General features: G+C 56.4%; 24 protein-coding genes and 1 riboswitch. Of the genes, 4 read left to right on the forward strand and 20 right to left on the reverse strand.

Annotation, left to right across the window (positions count from 1 at the left end):
• Positions 1-93: 93 nt before the first annotated feature.
• Genes OB03_RS10520 through OB03_RS10565 form a run of 10 tightly spaced genes read right to left on the reverse strand, consistent with a single transcriptional unit; the run spans position 94 to position 10,377 of the window.
• Positions 94-600, reverse strand: coding sequence for a tyrosine phosphatase family protein (locus OB03_RS10520; RefSeq protein WP_461344097.1), 507 nt, complete (start codon positions 598-600; stop codon positions 94-96).
• Entirely contained in the window at positions 597-1,361 is a 765-nt protein-coding gene (gene cobS / locus OB03_RS10525) for an adenosylcobinamide-GDP ribazoletransferase (protein ID WP_461344098.1), read from the reverse strand. The genes OB03_RS10520 and cobS overlap by 4 nt, the downstream gene beginning before the upstream one ends.
• Entirely contained in the window at positions 1,361-2,398 is a 1,038-nt protein-coding gene (gene cobT / locus OB03_RS10530; protein WP_461344099.1) for a nicotinate-nucleotide--dimethylbenzimidazole phosphoribosyltransferase, read from the reverse strand. The genes cobS and cobT overlap by 1 nt, the downstream gene beginning before the upstream one ends.
• The gene (locus tag OB03_RS10535; protein ID WP_461344100.1) at positions 2,395-3,870 is read right to left on the reverse strand and encodes a cobyric acid synthase; all 1,476 of its coding nucleotides are present in this window, start codon (positions 3,868-3,870) and stop codon (positions 2,395-2,397) included. The genes cobT and OB03_RS10535 overlap by 4 nt, the downstream gene beginning before the upstream one ends.
• Positions 3,858-4,817: an adenosylcobinamide-phosphate synthase CbiB gene (cbiB, locus tag OB03_RS10540; RefSeq protein ID WP_461344101.1), complete on the reverse strand. Its 960-nt coding sequence runs from the start codon at positions 4,815-4,817 to the stop codon at positions 3,858-3,860. Before cbiB ends, OB03_RS10535 begins: the two co-directional genes overlap by 13 nt.
• Positions 4,810-5,583, reverse strand: coding sequence for an ABC transporter ATP-binding protein (locus tag OB03_RS10545; RefSeq protein ID WP_461344102.1), 774 nt, complete (start codon positions 5,581-5,583; stop codon positions 4,810-4,812). The genes cbiB and OB03_RS10545 overlap by 8 nt, the downstream gene beginning before the upstream one ends.
• On the reverse strand, positions 5,580-6,572 hold the full coding sequence (locus OB03_RS10550) for a FecCD family ABC transporter permease (protein ID WP_461344103.1): 993 nt from the start codon (positions 6,570-6,572) through the stop codon (positions 5,580-5,582). Before OB03_RS10550 ends, OB03_RS10545 begins: the two co-directional genes overlap by 4 nt.
• Positions 6,569-7,420 (reverse strand): ABC transporter substrate-binding protein, encoded by an 852-nt coding sequence (locus tag OB03_RS10555; protein ID WP_461344104.1) that lies wholly within the window; start codon positions 7,418-7,420, stop codon positions 6,569-6,571. The genes OB03_RS10550 and OB03_RS10555 overlap by 4 nt, the downstream gene beginning before the upstream one ends.
• Complete coding sequence (gene cobD / locus OB03_RS10560; protein WP_461344105.1) at positions 7,417-8,427, reverse strand: threonine-phosphate decarboxylase CobD; 1,011 nt, start codon at positions 8,425-8,427, stop codon at positions 7,417-7,419. The genes OB03_RS10555 and cobD overlap by 4 nt, the downstream gene beginning before the upstream one ends.
• 6 nt (positions 8,428-8,433) lie before the next feature.
• The gene (locus OB03_RS10565) at positions 8,434-10,377 is read right to left on the reverse strand and encodes a TonB-dependent receptor plug domain-containing protein (RefSeq protein WP_461344106.1); all 1,944 of its coding nucleotides are present in this window, start codon (positions 10,375-10,377) and stop codon (positions 8,434-8,436) included.
• 139 nt (positions 10,378-10,516) lie between these two features.
• Positions 10,517-10,724, reverse strand: a riboswitch (cobalamin riboswitch).
• Between the two features lie 37 nt (positions 10,725-10,761).
• Between OB03_RS10565 and cobU the strand changes: the two genes are divergently transcribed.
• Positions 10,762-11,283, forward strand: coding sequence for a bifunctional adenosylcobinamide kinase/adenosylcobinamide-phosphate guanylyltransferase (gene cobU, locus OB03_RS10570; RefSeq protein ID WP_461344107.1), 522 nt, complete (start codon positions 10,762-10,764; stop codon positions 11,281-11,283).
• Between the two features lie 3 nt (positions 11,284-11,286).
• Here cobU and OB03_RS10575 read toward each other — a convergent pair whose 3' ends face one another.
• Entirely contained in the window at positions 11,287-11,826 is a 540-nt protein-coding gene (locus tag OB03_RS10575) for a DUF1636 domain-containing protein (protein WP_461344108.1), read from the reverse strand.
• On the opposite strand from OB03_RS10575, the gene cobO reads away from it, so the two are divergent.
• Positions 11,791-12,405 (forward strand): cob(I)yrinic acid a,c-diamide adenosyltransferase, encoded by a 615-nt coding sequence (gene cobO / locus OB03_RS10580; RefSeq protein WP_461344109.1) that lies wholly within the window; start codon positions 11,791-11,793, stop codon positions 12,403-12,405. The two genes, OB03_RS10575 and cobO, sit on opposite strands and share 36 nt — an antisense overlap.
• A 475-nt stretch (positions 12,406-12,880) precedes the next feature.
• Here cobO and OB03_RS10585 read toward each other — a convergent pair whose 3' ends face one another.
• Both OB03_RS10585 and OB03_RS10590 read right to left on the reverse strand, forming a co-directional pair.
• The gene (locus OB03_RS10585; RefSeq protein WP_461344110.1) at positions 12,881-13,192 is read right to left on the reverse strand and encodes a HigA family addiction module antitoxin; all 312 of its coding nucleotides are present in this window, start codon (positions 13,190-13,192) and stop codon (positions 12,881-12,883) included.
• Entirely contained in the window at positions 13,189-13,869 is a 681-nt protein-coding gene (locus tag OB03_RS10590; RefSeq protein WP_461344111.1) for a hypothetical protein, read from the reverse strand. The genes OB03_RS10585 and OB03_RS10590 overlap by 4 nt, the downstream gene beginning before the upstream one ends.
• Before the next feature lie 84 nt (positions 13,870-13,953).
• Between OB03_RS10590 and OB03_RS10595 the strand changes: the two genes are divergently transcribed.
• Entirely contained in the window at positions 13,954-14,178 is a 225-nt protein-coding gene (locus tag OB03_RS10595) for a helix-turn-helix domain-containing protein (protein WP_461344112.1), read from the forward strand.
• Here the strand turns inward: OB03_RS10595 and OB03_RS10600 are convergent.
• The 7 genes from OB03_RS10600 to OB03_RS10630 all read right to left on the reverse strand — a co-directional run bounded on the left by OB03_RS10600 (position 14,175) and on the right by OB03_RS10630 (position 19,598).
• Positions 14,175-14,639 carry a hypothetical protein gene (locus OB03_RS10600; RefSeq protein ID WP_461344113.1) on the reverse strand — a complete coding sequence of 155 codons (465 nt, stop codon included), beginning with the start codon at positions 14,637-14,639 and terminating at the stop codon, positions 14,175-14,177. The two genes, OB03_RS10595 and OB03_RS10600, sit on opposite strands and share 4 nt — an antisense overlap.
• Positions 14,623-16,284 (reverse strand): hypothetical protein, encoded by a 1,662-nt coding sequence (locus OB03_RS10605; RefSeq protein WP_461344114.1) that lies wholly within the window; start codon positions 16,282-16,284, stop codon positions 14,623-14,625. The genes OB03_RS10600 and OB03_RS10605 overlap by 17 nt, the downstream gene beginning before the upstream one ends.
• 108 nt (positions 16,285-16,392) lie before the next feature.
• Positions 16,393-16,950, reverse strand: coding sequence for a hypothetical protein (locus OB03_RS10610; protein WP_461344115.1), 558 nt, complete (start codon positions 16,948-16,950; stop codon positions 16,393-16,395).
• The gene (locus tag OB03_RS10615) at positions 16,931-17,893 is read right to left on the reverse strand and encodes a site-specific integrase (RefSeq protein ID WP_461344120.1); all 963 of its coding nucleotides are present in this window, start codon (positions 17,891-17,893) and stop codon (positions 16,931-16,933) included. The genes OB03_RS10610 and OB03_RS10615 overlap by 20 nt, the downstream gene beginning before the upstream one ends.
• A gap of 27 nt (positions 17,894-17,920) precedes the next feature.
• Positions 17,921-18,436, reverse strand: coding sequence for a hypothetical protein (locus OB03_RS10620; RefSeq protein WP_461344116.1), 516 nt, complete (start codon positions 18,434-18,436; stop codon positions 17,921-17,923).
• Complete coding sequence (locus OB03_RS10625) at positions 18,436-19,077, reverse strand: tyrosine-type recombinase/integrase (RefSeq protein WP_461344117.1); 642 nt, start codon at positions 19,075-19,077, stop codon at positions 18,436-18,438. The genes OB03_RS10620 and OB03_RS10625 overlap by 1 nt, the downstream gene beginning before the upstream one ends.
• Positions 19,062-19,598 (reverse strand): hypothetical protein, encoded by a 537-nt coding sequence (locus OB03_RS10630; protein WP_461344118.1) that lies wholly within the window; start codon positions 19,596-19,598, stop codon positions 19,062-19,064. The genes OB03_RS10625 and OB03_RS10630 overlap by 16 nt, the downstream gene beginning before the upstream one ends.
• Before the next feature lie 756 nt (positions 19,599-20,354).
• Here OB03_RS10630 and OB03_RS10635 point away from each other — a divergent pair.
• The coding region (locus tag OB03_RS10635; protein WP_461344119.1) for a TolC family protein at positions 20,355-21,179 on the forward strand (825 nt) is incomplete at its 3' end.

Here is a 21,179-nt window from a genome sequence, read left to right on the forward strand (position 1 = left end):
TGCGGGGAAGCTGGCGAAACCGTGCTAGTTGCGCGTGCTTTAAATCCGGTTCTTACCTCGTCACCAATGTCCGCTGGTGGCGCTAGGCAGACATTACACTAGCTTACTGATGTCGAAGGCTGAGCCCCAATAGGTCTCTCTACCTCTTCCAATCTCTGTGATCGCTTTAGACAGGTCGCCTTGGGCCTCTAGTGCTTCGTCGGCGAGGGCGATCATTCTTGGGTTTGGCGTGCAATAGGGCGCAGCGGATCGAAGGCGTGCAGCCAGTTCTGCCGGCGAAGGTCTGGCTCGATCAAAGGCGATGATAAAGGCGGCGGCTGGTGAGCGGCTGACGCCTGCCCAACAGTGGATTAGTAGGGGGCCTTGTGCCCGAGAACTCCGGCCAAACTCTATGATGGATTGGATGTGCTCAGGTCTAGGTTCGATCAGGCCCTCGCCGGGTTCGGCGATGTCGTTGAAGCGCAGTTCCAGATGATACGGGGCGAGGCGTTGAAACCCCGTGGGCTCCGCCGACGGAGAGATCAGGGTGAGAATATAGCTAGGGCGGCGGACGCGGGCGATGGCCTCTACGTCATGTAGGGGGCAGACGATAATGCTCATGACAGAATGGCAGCCATCGCCAATAGGAACCCGATCTCGAAGGCTTGCTCGATGGCACCCAGGACGTCACCGGTGCGGCCGCCTAACAGACGCCAAGCGAGACAAGCTGGAATAGCTGCGACTGCGATACCCACGGCCACGGCTATTGTCGCTTGCAATGGCGTAAAAGGGAGCAAAGCCAACGCTCCAACTGAGAAGGCGATAACCACGTTCAATACGGTCGTTCTGTCCGGCTTGCCCTCCTTGGCCATGCCCGGATCGCCGCCGTAAGGCATAGCGGCCATGGCTATAACTGCGATTGAGCGCCCCATGACGTTAGCCGCCAATACGCAGGACAATCCGAGCAAAGGGCTGGTCGAAGCGAGCGTCCCAACGCAAAGGATTCGCAATGCGAGGTTCATGAAGAGAACGGAAGCGCCATACGTGCCGAGGCGACTGTCCTTCATGATTTCGAGGCGGCGGCTTCGCGTCTGGCCACCGCCGATCCCGTCGGCGGTATCGGCCAGTCCGTCCTCGTGGAAACAGCCAGTCAACGCCATGCCCGCAGCCACAGCCAACACGGCAGCTATCCAAGGGCTCCAGATCAGACATGCCAGCCAAAGCACACAGCCTGAAACGCCGCCGACCACCACCCCCACGGCCGGATAGTAGCGAGCACTCTGCTGTATCCATTCAGGTTGGAAATCGTCCAGCTGTAGGGTCGGTATGCGGGTCAGAAACTGGACCGCGCAGAAGAACAGCTTGATCTCTTTTGTGACCATCAGACGGCACCCAACACTTCGGAAAGGGTGGCGACGTCGGTTGTGATGGTGCACGCGCTCTTGATGATCGGCACGGCGAGCAGGGCACCTGTGCCTTCACCAAGGCGCATATCTAGGTCCAGCAATGGCCTTACGTTGAGCGCCTCTGTGATAGCCTTGTAGCCAGGCTCGGCGGAGGTGTGAGTGAAGATGCAGAAGTCCTGCGCTTGGGGTGCCAATCGGATCGCTAATAGAGCCGCTGACGAACAGATAAAGCCATCGACAAGAACGGGCACTCGGCGCTTGGCGCATTCAAGAATAGCGCCCGCAATCTGACCAATCTCAAACCCGCCGAATTCGACCAAAACGTCCATTGGCGTCGATGCATTACTGCGATCAGCGGCCTTTTCGAGTACGGCTCTCTTCGTGGCCATGCCTTCATCGGAATGACCGGCTCCCGGACCGATGCATCGGTCTAACGATTCACCCGTGAGACGATGAATGAGCAGCGCTGCCGAGGAACTGTTGCCGATGCCCATTTCACCCAAGGCGATAATGTCGGCCCCTTCGTCGATGAACTCGCCAGCGACTTGTGCGCCATAGTTCAGTGCCAGCTGCGCCTGTCGGAGCGACATAGCAGGCTCTACGGAAGCGTCGTTCGTGCCTCGACCGACCTTGCGATGGATCAGGCTATCTCGGTTTGTCAGGTCGTCGGCCACACCTGCATCGACTACATGGACGCTAGCCCCCACCACCTTGGCAATGGCGTTGGCGGAAGCTCGTCCTGCCAGAAGGCTGTCCACCATTGAGACCGTCACACTGGCGGGAAATGCGGCCACTCCCGAACGGGTGAGGCCGTGGTCGCCTGCGAAGACGATGAGTGCTGGATCGTTGATTTTGGGTCTGCTGCATTGCTGCATCAGCCCGATGCGCACCGCTAGCTCTTCCAGCCGTCCTAGAGACTTCGGTGGCTTGGCCTTTCCATCAAGGCAGGCCTCGATCTCTGGCCTGATTGACTGAGAGAGGGCAGGGAAGTCGAGTAGGTGTGAGATCGTCATTTACGGCAAGCCAGTTGGTACAGATGATCGAGGTCGAGGTATTGTTCGAGCGTGGCGGCTATGGCGTCGAGTGCGGCATCAACCACGGCGGTATGGTCAGGAGCGGGGGGTATTGTCCGAGTTAGGCCCAGTATGCCTGCGCGGGCTTTGGAGCTATCGAACACGCCGTGAATGTAGAGCCCGTGGACAAGGCCGTTAAGCGATGTTGCACCGTGAGGTTTGCCATCAATCAGGGCGACGGGCCTCTCTGTGTCGGCACCGAACGTCTGGCCTACGTGGATTTCATAGCCCGTGAAGTCTGAGCCACAGGCGGTGATCTGGCCTTTGACCTGTTTCAGCGTTTTCGAGGGATGCAGTGTGGTCTCGACGTCGAGCAAGCCCAAGCCGCGACACGAGCCAATTTCGCCTTCTAAGCCGTGCCGATCATGGATGTGACGGCCCAGCAACTGATAGCCCCCGCAGATGCCAAGCACGCGCTTGTTGCGGCGGACGTGGGAAAGGATGTCGATGTCCCAACCCTGCAGCTTGAGGAACGCCATGTCCGCAATGGTCGCCTTAGTGCCTGACAGAATGATCCAGTCGCTATCTGCAGGAATGGTTTGCCCCGGCGGTATAAACTGCAGGTCAAAATGCGGATCGGCTACCACGGGATCGAAGTCATCGAAGTTGGCGATGCGCGACAACATAGGGACAGCGATGCGGACCTGTCCCTCAGGTTGCGTTGCCGAGGGTGTTTGTAGAACAACCGCGTCTTCGGCGGGCAGTCGGCAAGCCTCAGTGAGCCATGGCACCATGCCCAGATCGTGCCATCCGGTCAGTTCCGCGATTTGCTCGCGACCACGATCAAACAAGCACGGATCGCCGCGGAACTTATTGATGATGAAGCCTTGGATCATGGCCGCGTCGTTAGGATCAAGGACCAACTTTGCGCCGGCGAGAGCGGCGATGACATGGCCACGGTCAATGTCGCCTACGAGGACAACAGGGACGTTGGCCGCACGGGCAAACCCCATATTGGCGATGTCACCTTCGCGCAGATTGATCTCGGCGGGGCTGCCCGCGCCTTCTACGATGACGAGGTCGGATTCTGAGCGCAGGCACTCAAAACTTTCCAGAACAACCTCCAGCAATGCCGCTTTTCGCTGCTGGTAACCCTTAGCTTTCCAGTGACCCTCGACTTGACCTCTGACGACGAGCTGAGCGCCCGTGTCGCTTTGGGGTTTGAGGAGGATGGGGTTCATGTGAACTGTCGACGTTGTCCGGCAGGCGAGGGCCTGAAGAGCCTGCGCCCGGCCAATTTCTCCTGTCAGCCCACGATCGTCAGGTTGGGTGACCGCGGCATTGTTCGACATGTTTTGCGGCTTGAACGGACGCACTGTCAGGCCGCGATTGGTGAAGGCCCGGCACAGACCCGCCACAAGCACGGACTTACCGACATCCGATCCGCAGCCCTGGATCATCAGAGCCGCCATTGAGCACCTGCGAGGACCAAGATGATGGTGAGCAAGCCGAGGGCGAGAAGGTAGATGACCGCGCCGTTTTTCATGTCCATTGCCGTAGGAGCCGATCCATTACCAAAGCTCGGGCGCTCGCAAAGGACTCCGTCGTAATGGACTGCTCCTCCCAGTCGAACTCCCAAGGCTCCGGCCATGGCGGCCTCTGGCCAGCCCGCATTTGGAGATGCGTGTTTGGCGGCGTCTTTCAGCATGACACGCAGGGCCTGTGACGCAGTTCCTCGGGCGGCACACGCCATTACGATCAACAGGCCAGCGATACGGGCCGGTATCCAGTTGGCGATGTCATCGGTTTTCGCCGCGGCCCAGCCGAAGGCGCGCCATCTCGGCTCCATGTGGCCGATCATGCTGTCCGCTGTGTTGATGGCCTTATAGGCAAACAGTCCGGGCAGACCCCCGATGGCGAACCAGAACACGGGGGCAACGACGCCATCGTTGAAGCTTTCAGCCAGACTTTCCAAAGCTGCAGCCGAGATGTCTGAGGCGTTCATGGTCGCGGTATCGCGGCCAACAATCATGGACACGGCGTGCTTGGCAGCTTCCAAATCGTTTTGCGAGAGCGGGCGCTGAATGGCGACGAAGTGCTGATGCAGACTGCCCGCAGCCAGACCAAATATGCCAAGAAGGGCGCATAGGTAGGGCGCGATGTCGGGCAGCCATGCCGTTAGCCCGCACTGGACAACAAGCCCGACCACAGCAGCTGAAACTGCCACAACCAACAAGGCCAGTACCCCGCGCCATCGCTTGGTGCGTTCAGGCACTGGATTTAGGTTCCAGCGCCGATCCAGCGCCCCGATCAAAGCGCCCAGTGCAACAACCGGATGCGGTATTCGGCCGGGCCAGCGGATGAAGAACTCCAGCCAGAGCGCACCTGCTACCAACCAAAGCCAAGGGAGGTCATGCACGAGCCAGGGTCTCCAGCACGTAGCCATTGTTGCCCTTCAATAAAGCAGTGCTGATCCCGTAAGCCTGTTCAAGGAACTCGGAAGCCAAGACCTTGCTAGGCACGTCGTCGGCCAGCACCTTTGCATCACTCAGCAGAATGACCCGATCCGCGGCCTTTAGAGCTAGAGTGAGATCGTGCAGCGTCAGGATGACGCCACGCCCGTCCTTATGAGCAAGCTCTCGGAACAGGGCTACGACGTCGAGGCAGTGACCCGGATCAAGCCCCGCCAAAGGCTCGTCGGCAAGCAACCATTGGGGATCTGTCGCCAAGGCTCTTGCCAACAGAAGCCGCGCCCGCTCGCCGCCTGAAAGGGTGGCAACGGGGCGGTTGGCAAACTCTGATGTTGAGGTGCGTACCATCGCGTCACGGACAGCAGCGGTATCCTCAGCCGTCCGCCCCCACGGTCCGCAATGAGGCGTGCGGCCCAAGCCTACGAGCGTTTCGCCATCGATCTCCCAAGCCAGTTCCAAATATTGGGGAAGGTAGGCGATGCGTTTGGCACGCTCTTGTGGCTTCAGGTCCAGCAGGGGCGTAGCATCGAGGTGGACCTCGCCGAGATTGGGGCGACGCAGTCCGGCCAGACAATCGAGCAGGGTGGACTTACCCGCACCATTCGGGCCGATGATGGCGGTGACCTGTCCGCGCTGTAGCGAGAGGTTGATCCCCTCAAGCACCGACCGCGAGCCGAAGGTGACACAGAGGTCTGACGTCTTGATCTGGCTCATACGATTTTCCGGCGCATGGAGATGAGGAGGACGAGGAAGAAGGGCCCACCCAATGCCGCCATGGCGACGCCCAGCTTCACTTCGTTGGGAGCAGGCGTCAGTCTGACGAGAATATCGGCTGCCAGAGTGAGCACCGAACCGCCGATCGCGGATGGGATAAGCAGCGCGCCGGGTTTGGACTTCACAAATGGACGAAGCAGGTGGGGGGTAATCAGTCCGACAAAGCCGATGACGCCCGTAACGGCCACGGCCGATCCGATGGCAAGCGCCGCACCCGCAACGAGGGCAAGTCGTGTCGCGCCAAGGTTGATGCCGAGCCCCTTAGCTCCACTCTCGCCGAGGGTCAGAGCATCGAGGGCTCGGCCCTGAGACGCGAGCAGGATCAGCCCAAGTATCATGCCCGGTGCGGCGATCTTCAGATCATCAAGACTGCGGTCCGACAGGGAGCCCATCAGCCAGTTGATGATCTCGTTCACGGCCCACGGATTGGGCGCGAGGTTCAGAGCAAGTGCGACGCCTGCGCCCGCTACAGTCTGGATCACCACACCCGCAAGAATGAAAGTCACGATGCTGCTGGTTGAACCCGCGAGTGCCAACAGCACGGCCACACCAAGTGCTGACCCGGCCATCGCCATCATGGGCAACACCCAAGGCTGACCTCCGAAGCTGCCCATGTAGAATGTGGTGACTGCACCCAGCGCGGCCATGCTGGAGACGCCCAGCATACCGGGATCGGCAAGAGGGTTGCGGGTATAGCCCTGCATAGCCGCTCCGCCCAAGCCCAGCACGGCACCCACCATGACGGCCAAGAGTGTTCGAGGGAGCCGCAGCTCCACTAGAATGGCCCATGATGGATCGCCCGGAGTTGCCAGCCATTCGTGCAGAGGAATCCAGACCTTCCCGGCACAAAGGCTTCCGAAACAGAGCAGCACCACAAAGGCGAAGAGCCCGCCGCAGAGCGCGGCAGGATGGATCGACGCTGACTTCATTGAAGGGCCTCCAGCGCCTGCTGTCGTGCGCGAACGAGTGCGGTGGCGGTATCGATCAATACAGGTCCGCCGCAGTAGAGAAGCTTTTCGGGGAACTCGACCTGCGCCATCCGGTGCGAGATTGAATGCAGGGCAGGGTGGAGCATGATCCGTTCAGCCCATGACCTCGCGCCCGGTGATCCCGCTCCGCTGAGCAGGACTTCAGGCGGGTTGGCGATGAGATGTTCGAGGGAAAGGTTTCCCCATTTCCCGACACCATACCGACCAGCCACGTTGTCGAAGCCCGCGATCTCCATCATCTCGGACATCAGGGTGCCTTGGCCCGCAGCAAAGCCATTGGGTTGGAATAAGACAGCTTTCAGCCGCCTGTCATTCGGCTGGATACGGCTTCGTTCGATGTGGCGTGTGATTTCGCTTCGTAAGGCAGAGGCGCGGCCCGCATGGCCTGTCAGTGCGCCAATACGATCAACCTGCTCGAGACTTTCCCCAATGGTTTGAGGGACGCCAAACAGCTCAACAGCTATCCCTAGACGCGTCAGGGCATTTCGCGTGGCCCGTGAACTGTGCTGACTGCTCAGCACAAGATCCGGGCGCAGCGACACAATCTCTTCTGCCGTCTCGCGGGTGATGGGCAGGGTCTGGGCGAGCGAATAGATGTTCGACTGTTGCGAAATACGCGAAAAATGGCTGATGGCCGCAATCTGATGCCTTGGGGCCAACCGAACGAGGATGGCGTCCAGGCAGGGGTTCAGAGATACAACGCGGCGTGGGAACGAGGCTGCAGCAGACGCTGGCCAAGCCATACTGGCCATGCCGGCAACGAGGGTAACGCGTCGGCTGACAATCATAGCTCTGCCTCCAGCGCACGATGCAGACGGTAAAAGGCATCCGGCCGTGGCAGGCCGAAGCGCAACACGTCAGGCGTATGGTCAAACGGTCGCGTCAGGACCCCGCGTCGGCATAGCTTCCAGAACCAATCATGGGCGCGGGAGTGTCGGGCCAGCCTGAACAGACAGGTGCCACCGATCACCTCGAAGCCAGAAGAGTTTAGCTCTTCATCAAGTTTTGCCGCTTGTCTTTGCAGTGATGCGAAGGTCGCTTCGCTCCAAGCCGGATCGGCATAGGCCTGCCTGCCCATGGTGATTGCGTCTGCGGAGACGGGCCAATCGCCTGTCAGGGCCCTCAGCGAGGCTTTGAACGCCGGGGAGGCAATCGTGAAGCCCAGCCGGACACCTGCCAGACCGAAGAACTTTCCGAACGATCTAAGGACAATAAGCCGATCGGAGATGACATCCGCCATGGAGTTTTCAGGTGAGCATTCCCCGAAAGACTCGTCGATCACCAGCCAGCGCCCTTGGGTCTCACGCTTTCGCAAGATGCGTAGCAGCTCGGCCTTGCTGAAGACATAGCCGTCGGGGTTGTTGGGATTGACGATGACCAGCACATCGGAACCCGATCTATGTGCCTGATCGACGCCTATCGTCATGGGCGCGAGAAAAGCAGCTTGCCATGCCTCGGCATGGGCCCTGTAGGTCGGGCCAACAATATCGACCGTAACTCGGCCTAGGAGTACTGGCAGGAGGCGAATAACGGTCTCGGCTCCAGCGGCAGCCGCAACGCGTTCCGGCCGGGCCTTGAAATATCGTGCAGCGACGTCTTCGAGGACCGCGAGTTCCATTGGATCAGGCAAGCGGCCACGTTCCGCCGCACTGGCTGGCTGCGCCGGGTAGGGCACCGGATTGATGCCGGTCGACAGGTCAAGCCAAGGCTCAGTCACCTCGGGATGGGCGTAAGAGGCGGCCCGAAGGCCGCCTCCATGCCGTATCGCCTCTTTATGCGGGCGCACGGAGAGCATGGCGCATCAGAACCGGATGCGGACGCCACCGAATACGCCACGGTCAGCCGTGCCGTAGTTCTGGACGATCTGGTACTGCTCCTCGAACAGGTTCTCTACACGACCATAGACCTCGAGGGTTTCATTGATCGGGTATGAGACGCGCAGATCCACGAGGGTGTAGGCGTCGAGCGTGCCGGTGTTGGCATCATTGGTGAAGGTTTCACCCGAGTAACGCACAGCCAAGCCGCTCTTCAGGCCACTGGCGAAGGCATAGTCAGCCGAGAAGTTGGCCATATGCTCGGGACGGCGGGTCAGTTGCTTGCCCTTGTTGGTGCCCGAGGCGCTGGTGGCGTCGGTCCAAGTATAGTTGGCAGCGACCTTGAAGGCAGGCGTAACGTCATAGACGCCGCTGACTTCGATGCCCTGAGCCGCGGTCTTCTGGACGTTGGCGTAATAACCCCAACGCATGGCGCCGTTCACGACACAGAGCGGATCAGCCGTGCTGGAGCAGCCGTTGTAGCGGATCTCGTTGTCTGCCTCGCGGTTGAAGTAGGTGACCGCAACAGTCGCTCTATCCAGCAGCTTTTGCTGGATGCTGACTTCCCAAGCATCGAACTCTTCCGGCTGAAGGGTCAGGTTGCCGTATTCGCTGTACAGCTCATAAAGGCCAGGAGCGCGGAAGCCTTGGCCCCAGCTAGCGCGCAGGACAGTGTTGCCTTCATTGAGGGTCCAAGCGGCTGCGACTTGGCCTAGCGCGTTGTCACCATATTGGGCGTGGTCGTCATAGCGCACGCCAGCCGTCAGGTTCAGCGAGGGCAGGGCGGCCCACTGGAGCTGGACATAGACGCTGTCGAGGTCGGCGCGGCCGGTGCCAAAGGCAGGCTTAGTCTCACTGTCATAGGGCGAGCGGGTGCGCATTTCAGCACGCTCGGTCTCGACACCGAAAGTGGCATTCAGGTCCGAGCTAAAGGCAAAAGTACCTTGGTATTCCCAACGCGTGTTCTCGCCCTTGGCCTCGAAAGTCGAGGTCTCGATGGTGCGGTCTGGATTGGTGTTGTTGCGCTGGGTATCGGTGTAGGCATAGCCGATGCGGTTACGCAGGCGACCATCCAACAGATCGAAATTCAGGCCAGCGTAGGTGACCAGTTCTTCGGTGTTGCCAAACTCGCGGCTGTCGCCGTTGTAAGCGTCGAAGTCATTGGTGCCATCGGAATAGACTGCACGAAGGTCCAGCGAGGCGTGGTCGGTCAGCTTTAGGTTCAGACGGCCCGAAACACTGTTGTTCTCATAACCGTCATCCTCAGTGCCCGTGGCGTAGGAAGAGAAACCATCCGTTTGGTAACGGTTTGCGGCCAGACGCCAGGTGAGGCGCTCATTCGCACCCCCGATGCCGCCACGGAAATACTGGGTGCCGAACGATCCGACTTCAGCACTCATGTTGCCTTGGAAAGCCTCCGTCGGCTCGGCCGTGATGATGTTCACCACGCCACCGATGGCTTGGCTGCCCCACAGGGTCGACTGGGCACCGCGCAGGACCTCGATGCGGCCTGCGTCGCCAACCAGAACGTTGGTGAAGTTGGCACCGCCTTGGGTGGAGGAGGGGTCGTTCATCTTCACGCCGTCGATCAAAACGACAGTGTGGTGGCCTTCAGCGCCACGGATGTTGACGGTCGTAGACGTGCCGACGCCGCCGTTACGCGTGAAACTGACGCCCGGAGTGCGTGCCAACATATCCGGAACAGCCGTCGCTTGAGCGGATTCCAGAGCAGCTTTGGTCAGTACCGTGACTGAGGCACCTACCTTGTCGATCGACTGGGCCGAGCGGTTGGCCGTGACGATGACGTCGTCAACGGTTGTCGCGACGGTAGCCGCCGTCGGCGCTGCAGCCTGTTGGTCGAGTTCGGCGGCCAGCGCCGGCGAAGAAAGAAGAACGGCAAGGCCCGCAGCCGGGAAAAGAAGCCTGTTCAATGTGACATCCCCACATAGATGCGCACAGCGAGACTGACCACGCCTGTGTTTCAAGACACGCGCAATCGCCCGCTGAACGCGGTTGAAAACGATGTCGTCACTCGAGTTACCTCGACCACTTGGCTCTTCCCGGCCGCGTGGAGAACGACGGCGGCAGGTAGGTCTCCTGGCTCACGGATCAACGCCGATGCACGTCGCCTTCCCAGGGACAGCTGGCCGTAGCCAAGTCAGTCTCCAGTGGCATATGACGTGCGGGCTAGCCGCTTACAGTTGCGGGAACAGCCGGAGCTTGAAACTCCGTTCCCTTTTAATCCCCGTTAAGGGGAACCTGACGCAATTTGGGCAGTAGGACTGTCTACGGCTCAGGTCAACCGGAGATTTTTGATGGGGTACACACTGGTGCTTGGTGGCGCACGCTCGGGAAAGAGCGGGTATGCCCAACATGCCGCCGAGGCAGCAGCTGCAGCAGCAGGCTCCAAACCCATCGCCGTCGTGACGGCTCAGATCTACGACGACGAGATGGCTGAACGGGTGACCAAACATCGCGAGGAACGCGGCGATGAGTGGGATACGATCGAGGCACCGTTTGATCTACCTCAGGCCATCAAGGCCTTGAGGGAGGGCGATGTGGCGGTCATCGACTGCATCACTCTCTGGCTGACTAACGTGATGCTGGCCGAAAAGAACATTGCTCAGCAGACGCGCGAACTTCTCGTCGCCCTGAAAAGCACGCAGGCGGAAATCTGGGTGGTCAGCAATGAGGTCGGTTGGGGCATCGTGCCAGATAATGCGCTGGCCAGACGGTTTCGCGACGAAGCCGGTCGGCTGAATCAAGCCTTGGCAGAGTGCGCAGCGCAGTCGGTGCTGATCGTGGCAGGAATGAAGCTGGACCTCAGCCGCGCATAGGAATCAATCGACGGTGACCATGCCTTCTGGCGGAATACGCACGAGGAAATGCCCCTTCACGCCTTCCGGCCAGTGTTTGTAGGGTACGACGCCCTCAGAGCTTTGATCATAGTGTCGGGCAAACTCCACCAAGGCTTGCGCCGATGCAGGTGTGGGTTCGAGATTGGCGAGGACATAGCCAACCTTACCAGACGCTCTCAAATGAACTGTGCAGTGCTGGGAGCAAGCGAACAGACAGGCCATGGGCTCAACGCTGATCGAAGCCGCTTTAAGCGTGGCAGTCGCATCCTTCACATGTCGGAAAAGAGCGGTTCCACCACGTTCACCTGAGGCGTTAAGCGGTTCGTCAGCTTTGAACTTACACGTCGAACAAACAACGATTGAAGTGCCACCATTTGAGGCGCGCAATATCGACATCACATACAATCCTGAGGCATGGGGCGCAGAACTACAGCACCCCAAATCCGCGTTTCCGATTCTCTTTCGGGTCGTGATCAGGATAGGCACATGACCACAGAGATCGACAACAGCAAGCTGCGACATAAAAAGAAAATGCAGAAGATTCAGGCTGTTAAAGTCCAAATCTTAAGCACCAAGACAGTCGAAAAAGGCTTGATAATTGTCCATACCGGAGCAGGGAAGGGTAAGAGCACTGCGGCATTGGGTATGGCGCTGCGCATGATGGGTCACGGCATGAAGGTGTCGATCATCCAGTTCATTAAAGGCGCAATGGACACCGGTGAGCAGGCAATTTTTGACGCATTCCCGGACCTCGTGGAAATGCGCCCAATGGGCGAAGGCTTCACCTGGGACACTCAGGACCGTCAACGTGACATCGAGAAGGTTCGTGAAGCTTGGGAGGCCTGCAAGGCTCGCATCATGGATCCAGATTGGAAGATGGTGATATGCGACGAACTCAACATCGCTATCCGATACGATTACCTTCCAGTAGACGAGGTTCTTGAGGTCTTGGCCCAAAAACCCGACGACACTCACGTGATCATCACGGGCCGAAACGCCCATGTACGTCTGATCGAAGCCGCTGATCTGGTCACAGAAATGAGTCTGGTCAAACACCCGTTCAGAGCCGGGGTAAAAGCCCAGGCCGGGATCGAGTTCTAATGCCGTCCCAACCGATTGAGATCATCGAGGCCGAGGAGATGTCCGCTCTCATCAGGCTCGAGAACGTCGGACTTGGATACGAACTGGATATTTCGATTGCCATAGAGCGCAGTCTGCTGCTGCGGATACGCATAGCCGAGGTGTCGGCGTTGTGTAAGCGAATGTCACGTAGGGCGACACAAACCCGATCCGACGACGCCTATCGCGTAACCGTCACAGAAGAAAACGTCGTTAGCGTGGGCTATAAGCTCGCGAAGGCACTTACCAAAATTAACAACCGTAGCCTTACTTCCGCTGAGGTATGCGAGGTGTTAGGCATCTCCAATCTCGAACGCATAAGATGGACGAAATCAGGCCGACTGGTGTCAGCCGGTAAAGAAGAGATCGGCCGCTCAGGATCCGTAAAATCCGACCTATACCGTCCTCGAGATATCGTCTCGATTAGCTCGGATCACATTGCAGATTGGCGGACTGTTTAAGGCCTATGCTTCAGGGCTACTACCGACTGATCGTGGCTAGCCTGTAGGTTCAGCCAGTACTCCGTCGAAGTACCAAACACTACACCAAGCTTTGAAGCCAGATCGAGCGAAACGGATAACTGCTCGTTCAAAAGCATTTGGACCACAGAATCGTCTGAAAGACCCAATGCGAGGGTCAGGGCTTGGGCATCCAGCTTAAACTCGGGAAGGTAATCCAAGCGGAGATGCTCGCCTGGGTGAGCAAGAGGTCTTGAAAGGCGTGAATAGTAGCCATCCCACGGTATCGGGTCGGCTCGATGCTGTTTCATGAGGTGGACACCGCCTTTGTTCCCCCAACTTTCTTTGTTCGAGATGGCCTTTTCGCTGTCGAAACTGCCGCCTTGTTCACCGGACGGTTGGCATAAGGAGCCGCCATAAGTCCGTTGAATTTAATCAAGCGCTCTGCGAACTGCATGGTCGTGACTGGGGGATGGACGCCTCTTATCTCACCATTCAAGACGCGCTTTTCTGCGAGTGCCACGATGGCTTCATCGAATACGTCGCGCCCCGTAAGGCTAGTGTCTCCGATCGCACGTAAGAAGCTGTACTGGTAACCAGGAACCTCCATGTAAAACCCGTAGATCCGGCCACGATTGTGCTCGTGTCTAAGGAAGCCCGTTTTGTTGGCTGGTGTTGGATCAAAAGGACCGCCTTCCACCAAATTTTGCAGCAGAACGCTAATATGCTGGCCAAGTGCTACGGAGAACGAGTCCAGATATTCAGCGTCTTGCCGCTCCAGACAAATCGGAATGGATTTGCCGATAGATGGAACAGCTTTCCAAATCGCCCCGGTTGGTAGCGCAAGAAGATCGATAAGGCGGTCTTTTTCAACCAACCGGCACGCATCAGCGGGATCTCTCTTCCACACTTCAGCCCTACGGCTTTGAACGTAAGCGATCGCTTCCGCAGATAGAACAATGTGGTGGCTTTCCGAGGCACCGGTCATTTGCAACTCGCCAGGTGAGACATAACGGCAAGATGCTACTTATCGTCTGTCGACGTAAAGTCATCAAATTTCGACCATGCCCTTATGGGTCAGGTCTTCAAAAATGAACTACGGAAGGTGTTTGCAGCGCACGTCCGCAGCCACCGCCTAGAACGCGGGTGGAGTCAAGAAGATCTCGCCAGTAAGGCCGGGTTACACCGCACCTACATCGGCTCTATCGAGCGCTCCGAACGTAACGTTTCAATCGACAACATCGACCGCATTGCGCTAGCATTGAAGGTAGAGCCGACCGAGTTGCTCCGACGCTAAGTGTCCGCTTTACGAGGGTCGAGCGATTGCACTTCGGCCTGTGGTAACGCTCCCATTTCAACGAGTGTGTTGACGGCTTCGCTATAAGCCGGAAAGTGTTCACGCCAACCCTTCATGCCGCCGATCCTACCTATAGCCAAAATTGCAGCACGGTGACTGGATGTGAGCAGTTGCACCTGATCCCTAAGACTAGCCACCTCCGCTTCTAAAGCGGCTATACGGGCAGCAGAACGGGCAGGGGAGCTTTTAGAGAACTTGAGAGCAACCGCTCGCACAGCCTTTTGTCGTTCAACAGCCTTCTCAACTCGTTCACGCAAGTGCTCACGTCTTGTCAGAGATGTGGCGTGAGGGAACCGTCCGTCAGATCGCTCAGACACCTGTCGGAATGTGATGGTGGTATCCAACTGGATCATCTGTTCGACGATCTCGTCAACGAGTTGAATGTCATCGATTGCGGACATCCCCGATACTAACATGAAGATCGCTCCCCTCAGGGAACACCTTGGCTCCAGGCACTTCGGCTAGCGCAGCCCGAATTCCGGCCAACCTCTCCTCGGCATGAGCTAGTTGAGCACCAAAATTTGGCGCAGGGCTCGGGCGTGCCTTTAGGCGACCAATGTGCAACTCATATCGGTCCTTGAGTGTCTCAAGGTTCCTTTGCTCTTCAGGAGAGTCGGTGCGAGCCAAATGATTACAAGAATTAAAGCACTCGAGATGTTTAACGCATGGGCTTGCTGCAAAGCTGTTCAGACAAAAGCCGTATGGCGTAAAATGCAAAGCTCCAGCTTCGGCGTTGAGGTAATCAAATGCTGCCTCATCACCAGATTCTTGCTGGATGCGTATAAAAGCTTTGACAACAGGACCCTGAATTTTCTGACCTCTAATGAGGTCAAACGCTCTGCGTGCGTGCTCTCCTAGTTTGGCTGCAGCTTTCAACGTCTGCGGCTCCATTTCGTCCAAATGCTCCGCAAGGGTGCGATGGTCGTAGACGTAGCTTTGCGCGGTAGATCTGCGATTAAAACGTTTAGTAATTATCGTATCGGCCACACCCTGCCGGAAAAGCTCTGTATTTTGGAGGTGACGCAGGGAGTGAGGGTTAATCGAAATCTGCTTGGATCGATCAGTCTCTCCGTACCGACGGAACAAACGACCACCTTCACCATCACCCGATAGCTGCATCTCAAGGTCTTGTGTCGACATACATTGCACACTGAAGTAGCGTTCTAAGTCGATGATCGCGTCGTGGGCAGCCTCGGCTCTTGCTCTACCAGGGAACAGAAATAACCGGTCCTCCAAACCAAATGTGCCTGAAGTTGACTTACCTAATCGGAGGTCTTGTAGCTTCGTGGGCATAGTCGTGCGTACGAATTTCTCCATATCCCCAGCAAGTACAAATAAGTTCCGCTTCGACACGCGCTCGCTTGGCTGCAGCTCTATAGGCCTTCCATCTGCCTCGCGAAGATAAAGCGGCTGTTTCGTATTTGACTGAGCGCGACGAAAATAGTCATTCACTCGCGAGCTTGCACCTGAGGCCCTTAAGGCGTGACTTTGATGTGCTCTAATTTCGTTGAGACCGCGGTTGTCGTAGTTCTGTCGATATTTTCGTTTGAGGGCATCGGGTACGTCTTCAACCGAAATTCGGATCATGCCCGTCATACGCGTGTAGGCGTCGGTCCACGTGAGAAGATCATCAGCTTGGAAGTCGGGGAATAGGCGTCCCGATTGCCTTTGCCGTTTTACGGTTACTCTGAGTGGATCTGTTATGGATCGCGCTCGAGCAATGCTCCCAGTGATGGAAGATGAGAGAAGCGCAGGGACGTGTTGAACTTTCTCTATAAATTCGAAGCGACGGGCATCTTGCCCTTGCTTTTTAGCAAAATGATGTAGAAGAAAATCGGGTCTATTAGGACCATATTTTCCAATCAAGGGGCGCTCAAAATCGCCCTGTGTCAGACAGGCGGCGGGCAGGGACACTATTTCCCCAACTCTCAGGCCAGTACAAATAAGAATTTTAGCAGCTTCTAAACGAACAACGTCAGAAACGGTTTCCGGATTGGCTGTATATGCTATCCTAAGAAGCTCAAATAGATCTTCATCATTCGGCAATTTATCTTCGAAATGCTTCTGAGTTAAATCGGTTCTTAGGGATCTCGGACGTTTACTGTCTACTTGCCTCTTTGCTGCAAAATTGACCTGTTTAACGCGTTGCGCGATTTAATTTTGCTCAACGCGGGCGACACAAGCTTGTTTTAAGGGGCGCGAATTCGCGATCCCGGTGCTGTCGAACCAAGTTGAAATGGTGGCTTGCAGAGTACTGCCTCGCTTACCAGATGCGGACATTAGCAATGCCGCGATATAAGCGTTTCTCACTATATCGTGCGTAATATCCTCTGGCTTTACCGCATTGGCGCAGCCTGCGAGTACTCTAAAGCTTTCTCCAACATTGACCGCAAAGTTTCCTGGCGTGCGGCCCTTAATGAGAATGTCGTGAATGGCTATCGCTTTAAATAGCTCAATCCAGTGAGGCGACATAATAAACGGGGCTTCATTCCCAGTGACAGCCAATATTGCATCTCTAGCGGATGCGTTCACACCGAAGCTCGAAATTACTTTGCGTGGCCGCTCTATTTTTCCGGCTATGGCTGATAGGTCCCACCACTCATCCTTGCTAATTTTTCCGCTAGTGGGATCGTATTGAGGATTCCAATTAATATTGTTTTGTTCTGCTCGAATTTTAGCAGTGGAGATAAAGCTAGAATACGGGCTGCTCATCGCTTCCTCCCACTTCCGCAGCCTCGATGATTGCTGACACACTCTCTAGGGTGGTGCGTAACTGCATCATTGCCGGCGAGACACGGAAGACGCGTTGCGGCTGATCGAAAGACTTAACCACGGCCTCTAAGCTCTCGCGGACGCCCCGGTGAATTGCAGCGTCATTAACTGGCAAAAACTTGTGGCAGGTGTAGCAGGCAAGAACAGGGTTGCGTGTGCACGTCGATTGACCCGCATGGCAAGCGCCAATACCACTTATGGGTATGCCATGAGGCATACCAACGACCTGCTGATCAGGTGCCAATCTAAGCAGATTGGCGGCTGAAATCATATCGCCACGCTGGGCCGATGAAACTGCTTGATACACAGCTGAATTGCCCAGCGCAGCGTTCACTAGATCGTTCTGTGTGGGCGAAGCTTCGAAGTAAACGTTCGCTGCCGTGGTGTCTGTGTGGCCTAGGAAATCAGAGACCACTTCACGAGAAGCTCCATGATCTACCAATCTTTGGGCGCTAGTGTGCCTAAAATGATTAGGCGAGTAAGCGACTCCGGTAATCGATCTGGTGAGCGCCGAAAGCTTCCTTGAGCACGCCTGCGGATTCAACCCAAGGAACTTATCTGAGGTATAATTGCGCACGCTTTGATACTTAAGAAAGATTGGACACCAACTCGCCTGAATTTTTCGTCGAACAATGCGACCAGTTTTCTCGTGCCGCTGCTTTATAAGCGTGACGGATATATGAACTGTGTTTTTATCAAAAATGCGCACATCATTTAACGTCAGCATGGCCATTTGCAGAGGCCGAAGGCCGAACTGAAACGCAATAGCGAGCAAACATAGATCTCTTAGGAAGTCCGGATCGAATATTTCAATATCATTGGTCATTAATGCCGAATATTTATCTATGTATTCGACAATTTTAGACCTATCCGCTAAAGAGATGAACGCACAACCATCCGAAACAGATTTCTATTTACTAGACGAAAACCCCGGCAGGCTTCTAATTAAGTCTCTGTCTGATGGTCTCCAATGAGCAATACTCCACTTAGCCATCCAGTGAAGAATTTGCCGAAGCGATTGAATATGGCGCTGAGGAAATTTATCTAGAATTTCTAATGACCATCGCCCCATGAATTCAGAGGGGGACAAATCTTCACACAAGCGCTTAAAGCGAACGAAATCGCCAAAGTCGATGTTATTAAAAGAACTATAATACTTTAATCCAGTAGCGATCTGATCACTTTGAATATATTCAAGCACCACCCTCATAACAACGGGGTCTGAGACAGTTCCTGCCTTTCGGAAATCAAAATTTACGATTGAGCCCGAATGGTGAACCGCCCAAACACAGGATGAAATATCTCGTATCACACGATCCTTCTGTGCAAATTGATCATAATATCGAACCAGCGAGGGGAGGGGCGGAAGACTAAGTATTGAAGTTGTGGGGCGGTTTTCATCCCAAAGATCAAGCTGATTACCCATTACGACTTGATGCTCCTCAGCGTGGCCAAGCTGTCATTGAATGTTTCCTCCCAGACAGCGGCCTGCATTGGATCAAAGTATGCGCGTGCATAATGGTAGGGCATCTCCGACGATCTGGACCATCCGAAGAAGGGCCGCAGCCTGTGAACGGCTTCTTCCTGTTCCATCCCACCATCGACAAAGCGCTGCAGCCGAAGCACAGCGGCAGTATGGCGTAATGAGTGAGGCGTGATTTTATCTATCCGCCGGCTCGCCAGAATATCCCTCGACGGAGCGCTAAGGGTTCTATTCAGAATCTCGAACACATAATCCAGGGAGCTCGCAGAGAGCGGACTTTCTTCCGCAGACGTGAGCATAAACTCATGGGGAGGGTCGCCCCGGAAGCTCGTCAGATAGGTCTCCAAACCTCCGACGAGAGAAGCTGTCAGAGGAACTTGCCTAGTCGCCAAACTATTTTTCAGGCGAGCGGCCTTAGCGCGGGGGTCAACCGTCGAATGACTAGCGGCAATATCAAGCCAAAAGCGATTTTCTCCCACTTCGACGTCAAATTGCGATCGAAATGAGCCGACATTGAGTATCAGGAGTTCACTTTTTCTCAGACCAAGTTGCAGAAACAACATGAAAATCATGTGTTCCGCCAACGGATTTCGTTAGTTCGAAATGGATTGTTGGAACTTTCCGGATGGACCAGTGAAAAGAGGTCTTCCAGCACCTCGTACGGAACGCAGCGAATATGGGGCGGTTTTATTCGGCGACGTGGCCGCAGCTGGCTATAGCGGGCGGCCATAAATTGGAGCTTACGCTGCAATGAAAGTGCTTCAGAACCGGTGATCTCTCTTAGAAACCCAAAGACGAAATCGGATACTAGCGGCCAAGTGCGATCATTTTCCGCATTCTGACGCGACAGTAGGAACGAGGACAACAGCGTGTCCATTGCGACCAGATCGGGCTCTGTGAGTGCAGAGTCTACATCGATTTGCGGCCGCATCGTTGAGGCATGTTGATATAAGGCATTCACGGCGTTGGCATATTTTTCACGAGTTGAGACCGCCAAGTTCGCCTTAAAGAAATCAACCCAAATCGTGCCGCAGTACGCTGGCAAGCCAAGCTGGTTCAAAACTACAGGACCGGTAAGTGGCAGCTGATTGTCGGGAATGGTCATGCACTACAACGCGAAACTTTGTTGCGTTGTGTCCTGCGGCTGCCAATCAGACAATAGGAAAAGTGATTGATATATCACGCAAAAAAGACCGCTTCTGCGCCGTTTTGATTGCTGCGAAGCGGTCTTTTCCGCTAACGCTGTGAAGTTATGCAACACTCACGAACTTGTGCTCGCTTCGCATAATATTCCTTAGGCGATATTCTATACCAGCTCAACGGTGCCCCTTTGCGCTGCACTTGCATCAACGCGCACAATATGGTTGAGCGGTTCTAGGCCGCGTCACAGACTTCGATCACGCGTCTCAGGCGCGCTATCTTATAACGCATTGTAATTCGACGGTTGGCTGAATACGTTTGCCGAAGATGACGAAAGCAACCTGGCAAATAGCCAAGTTGTTCGCCGTAATGAGCTTGCTCGTTGCGGTTTTCGTCGCGACGCCATTCACGGATGCTACGGCATGTACGTTTGAACTGCCGTCTATACAGCAAAGCTTGTCCGACGCTTCAGATAGCGATGGCTCGTTGGATGCTGACGGCGTTGCGTCGTGTGCGCATGGCCACTGCCATCACACGGCATCGTAACGCGGCGCACCACAAATCGAGGCGGAAAATCGGGTTTTGAGCCCCCTGCTCCGCCAATTCTGGCACGTTAACGATTATCTGGAGACACGTGCTCCAGACGGATTAATGCGCCCGCCAAAGGGCTGATCAGACGCTGCGTATACGCACATCTATATGAAACCTTTGGATATTTCTTATGTCACGGACATCATTGCGTCTGGCGCTGATCGCTGCCGGATGTGGGGTAGCGTCGCTTGCTGCGACCTTGCCCAACTTGGCGCGTGCAGAACCTGCGCCATCCTACCAACAGCTTCCGGCGGGCTTGACCCAAACTCCGCGCGCAACCGAAGCCAACGCCCTTGCCGATGCCGCACAGGCACGGGTCCGCCAAGCGCTAACGCGGCCCAATCCGACACTAGCGTTCTCGGCCGACAATGCATTCGGTACCGGTCCTTACAAGAATTGCGGCGGTAGCGACCTGAGCCTATCGGTCGAGCAAAACGTGGACTTTTGGGGCCGAAGGTCAGCGCGCACCAACATAGCGCGCGCTGACGCAGGCGTCGCATCGGCCCGCCGTGATCTGGCGTTGATCGACGCCAGCGGACAGTTGGCTTTGATCTATGCCGAGGCAGAGGCAGCACAAAAGCGCGCGGCGCTAGCGCAAGAAGCACTGACACTGGCGCTTGCGGACGCGCGCGCGGCGGTGGCTCTGGTCGAGGCCGGACGTGAGCCCATGCTCCGAGCTATACAGGCCGAAAGCGAGGCAGCGTCGGCCCGAGCCGCTTTGGACGAAGCCAATGCCGAGGAACTGGCGGCCTTCGCTCGCTTGACCGGTCTGGCGATGCTGGCGCAGCCGGTCACCGCCATTGAGGCCAGCCTACTGGCGACCGCCTCAAGTGCGCCGTTGAACCAATCAGACGACGCGCCGGCCATACGGATCGCCGAGGCCGAGCGTCTGGCTGCCGAACGACGTGTAGCCGGAGAGCGCACGAACGCCCGCCTTGACGTCACAGCAAGCGCT

The organism is Brevundimonas sp. GN22 (assembly GCF_054824005.1).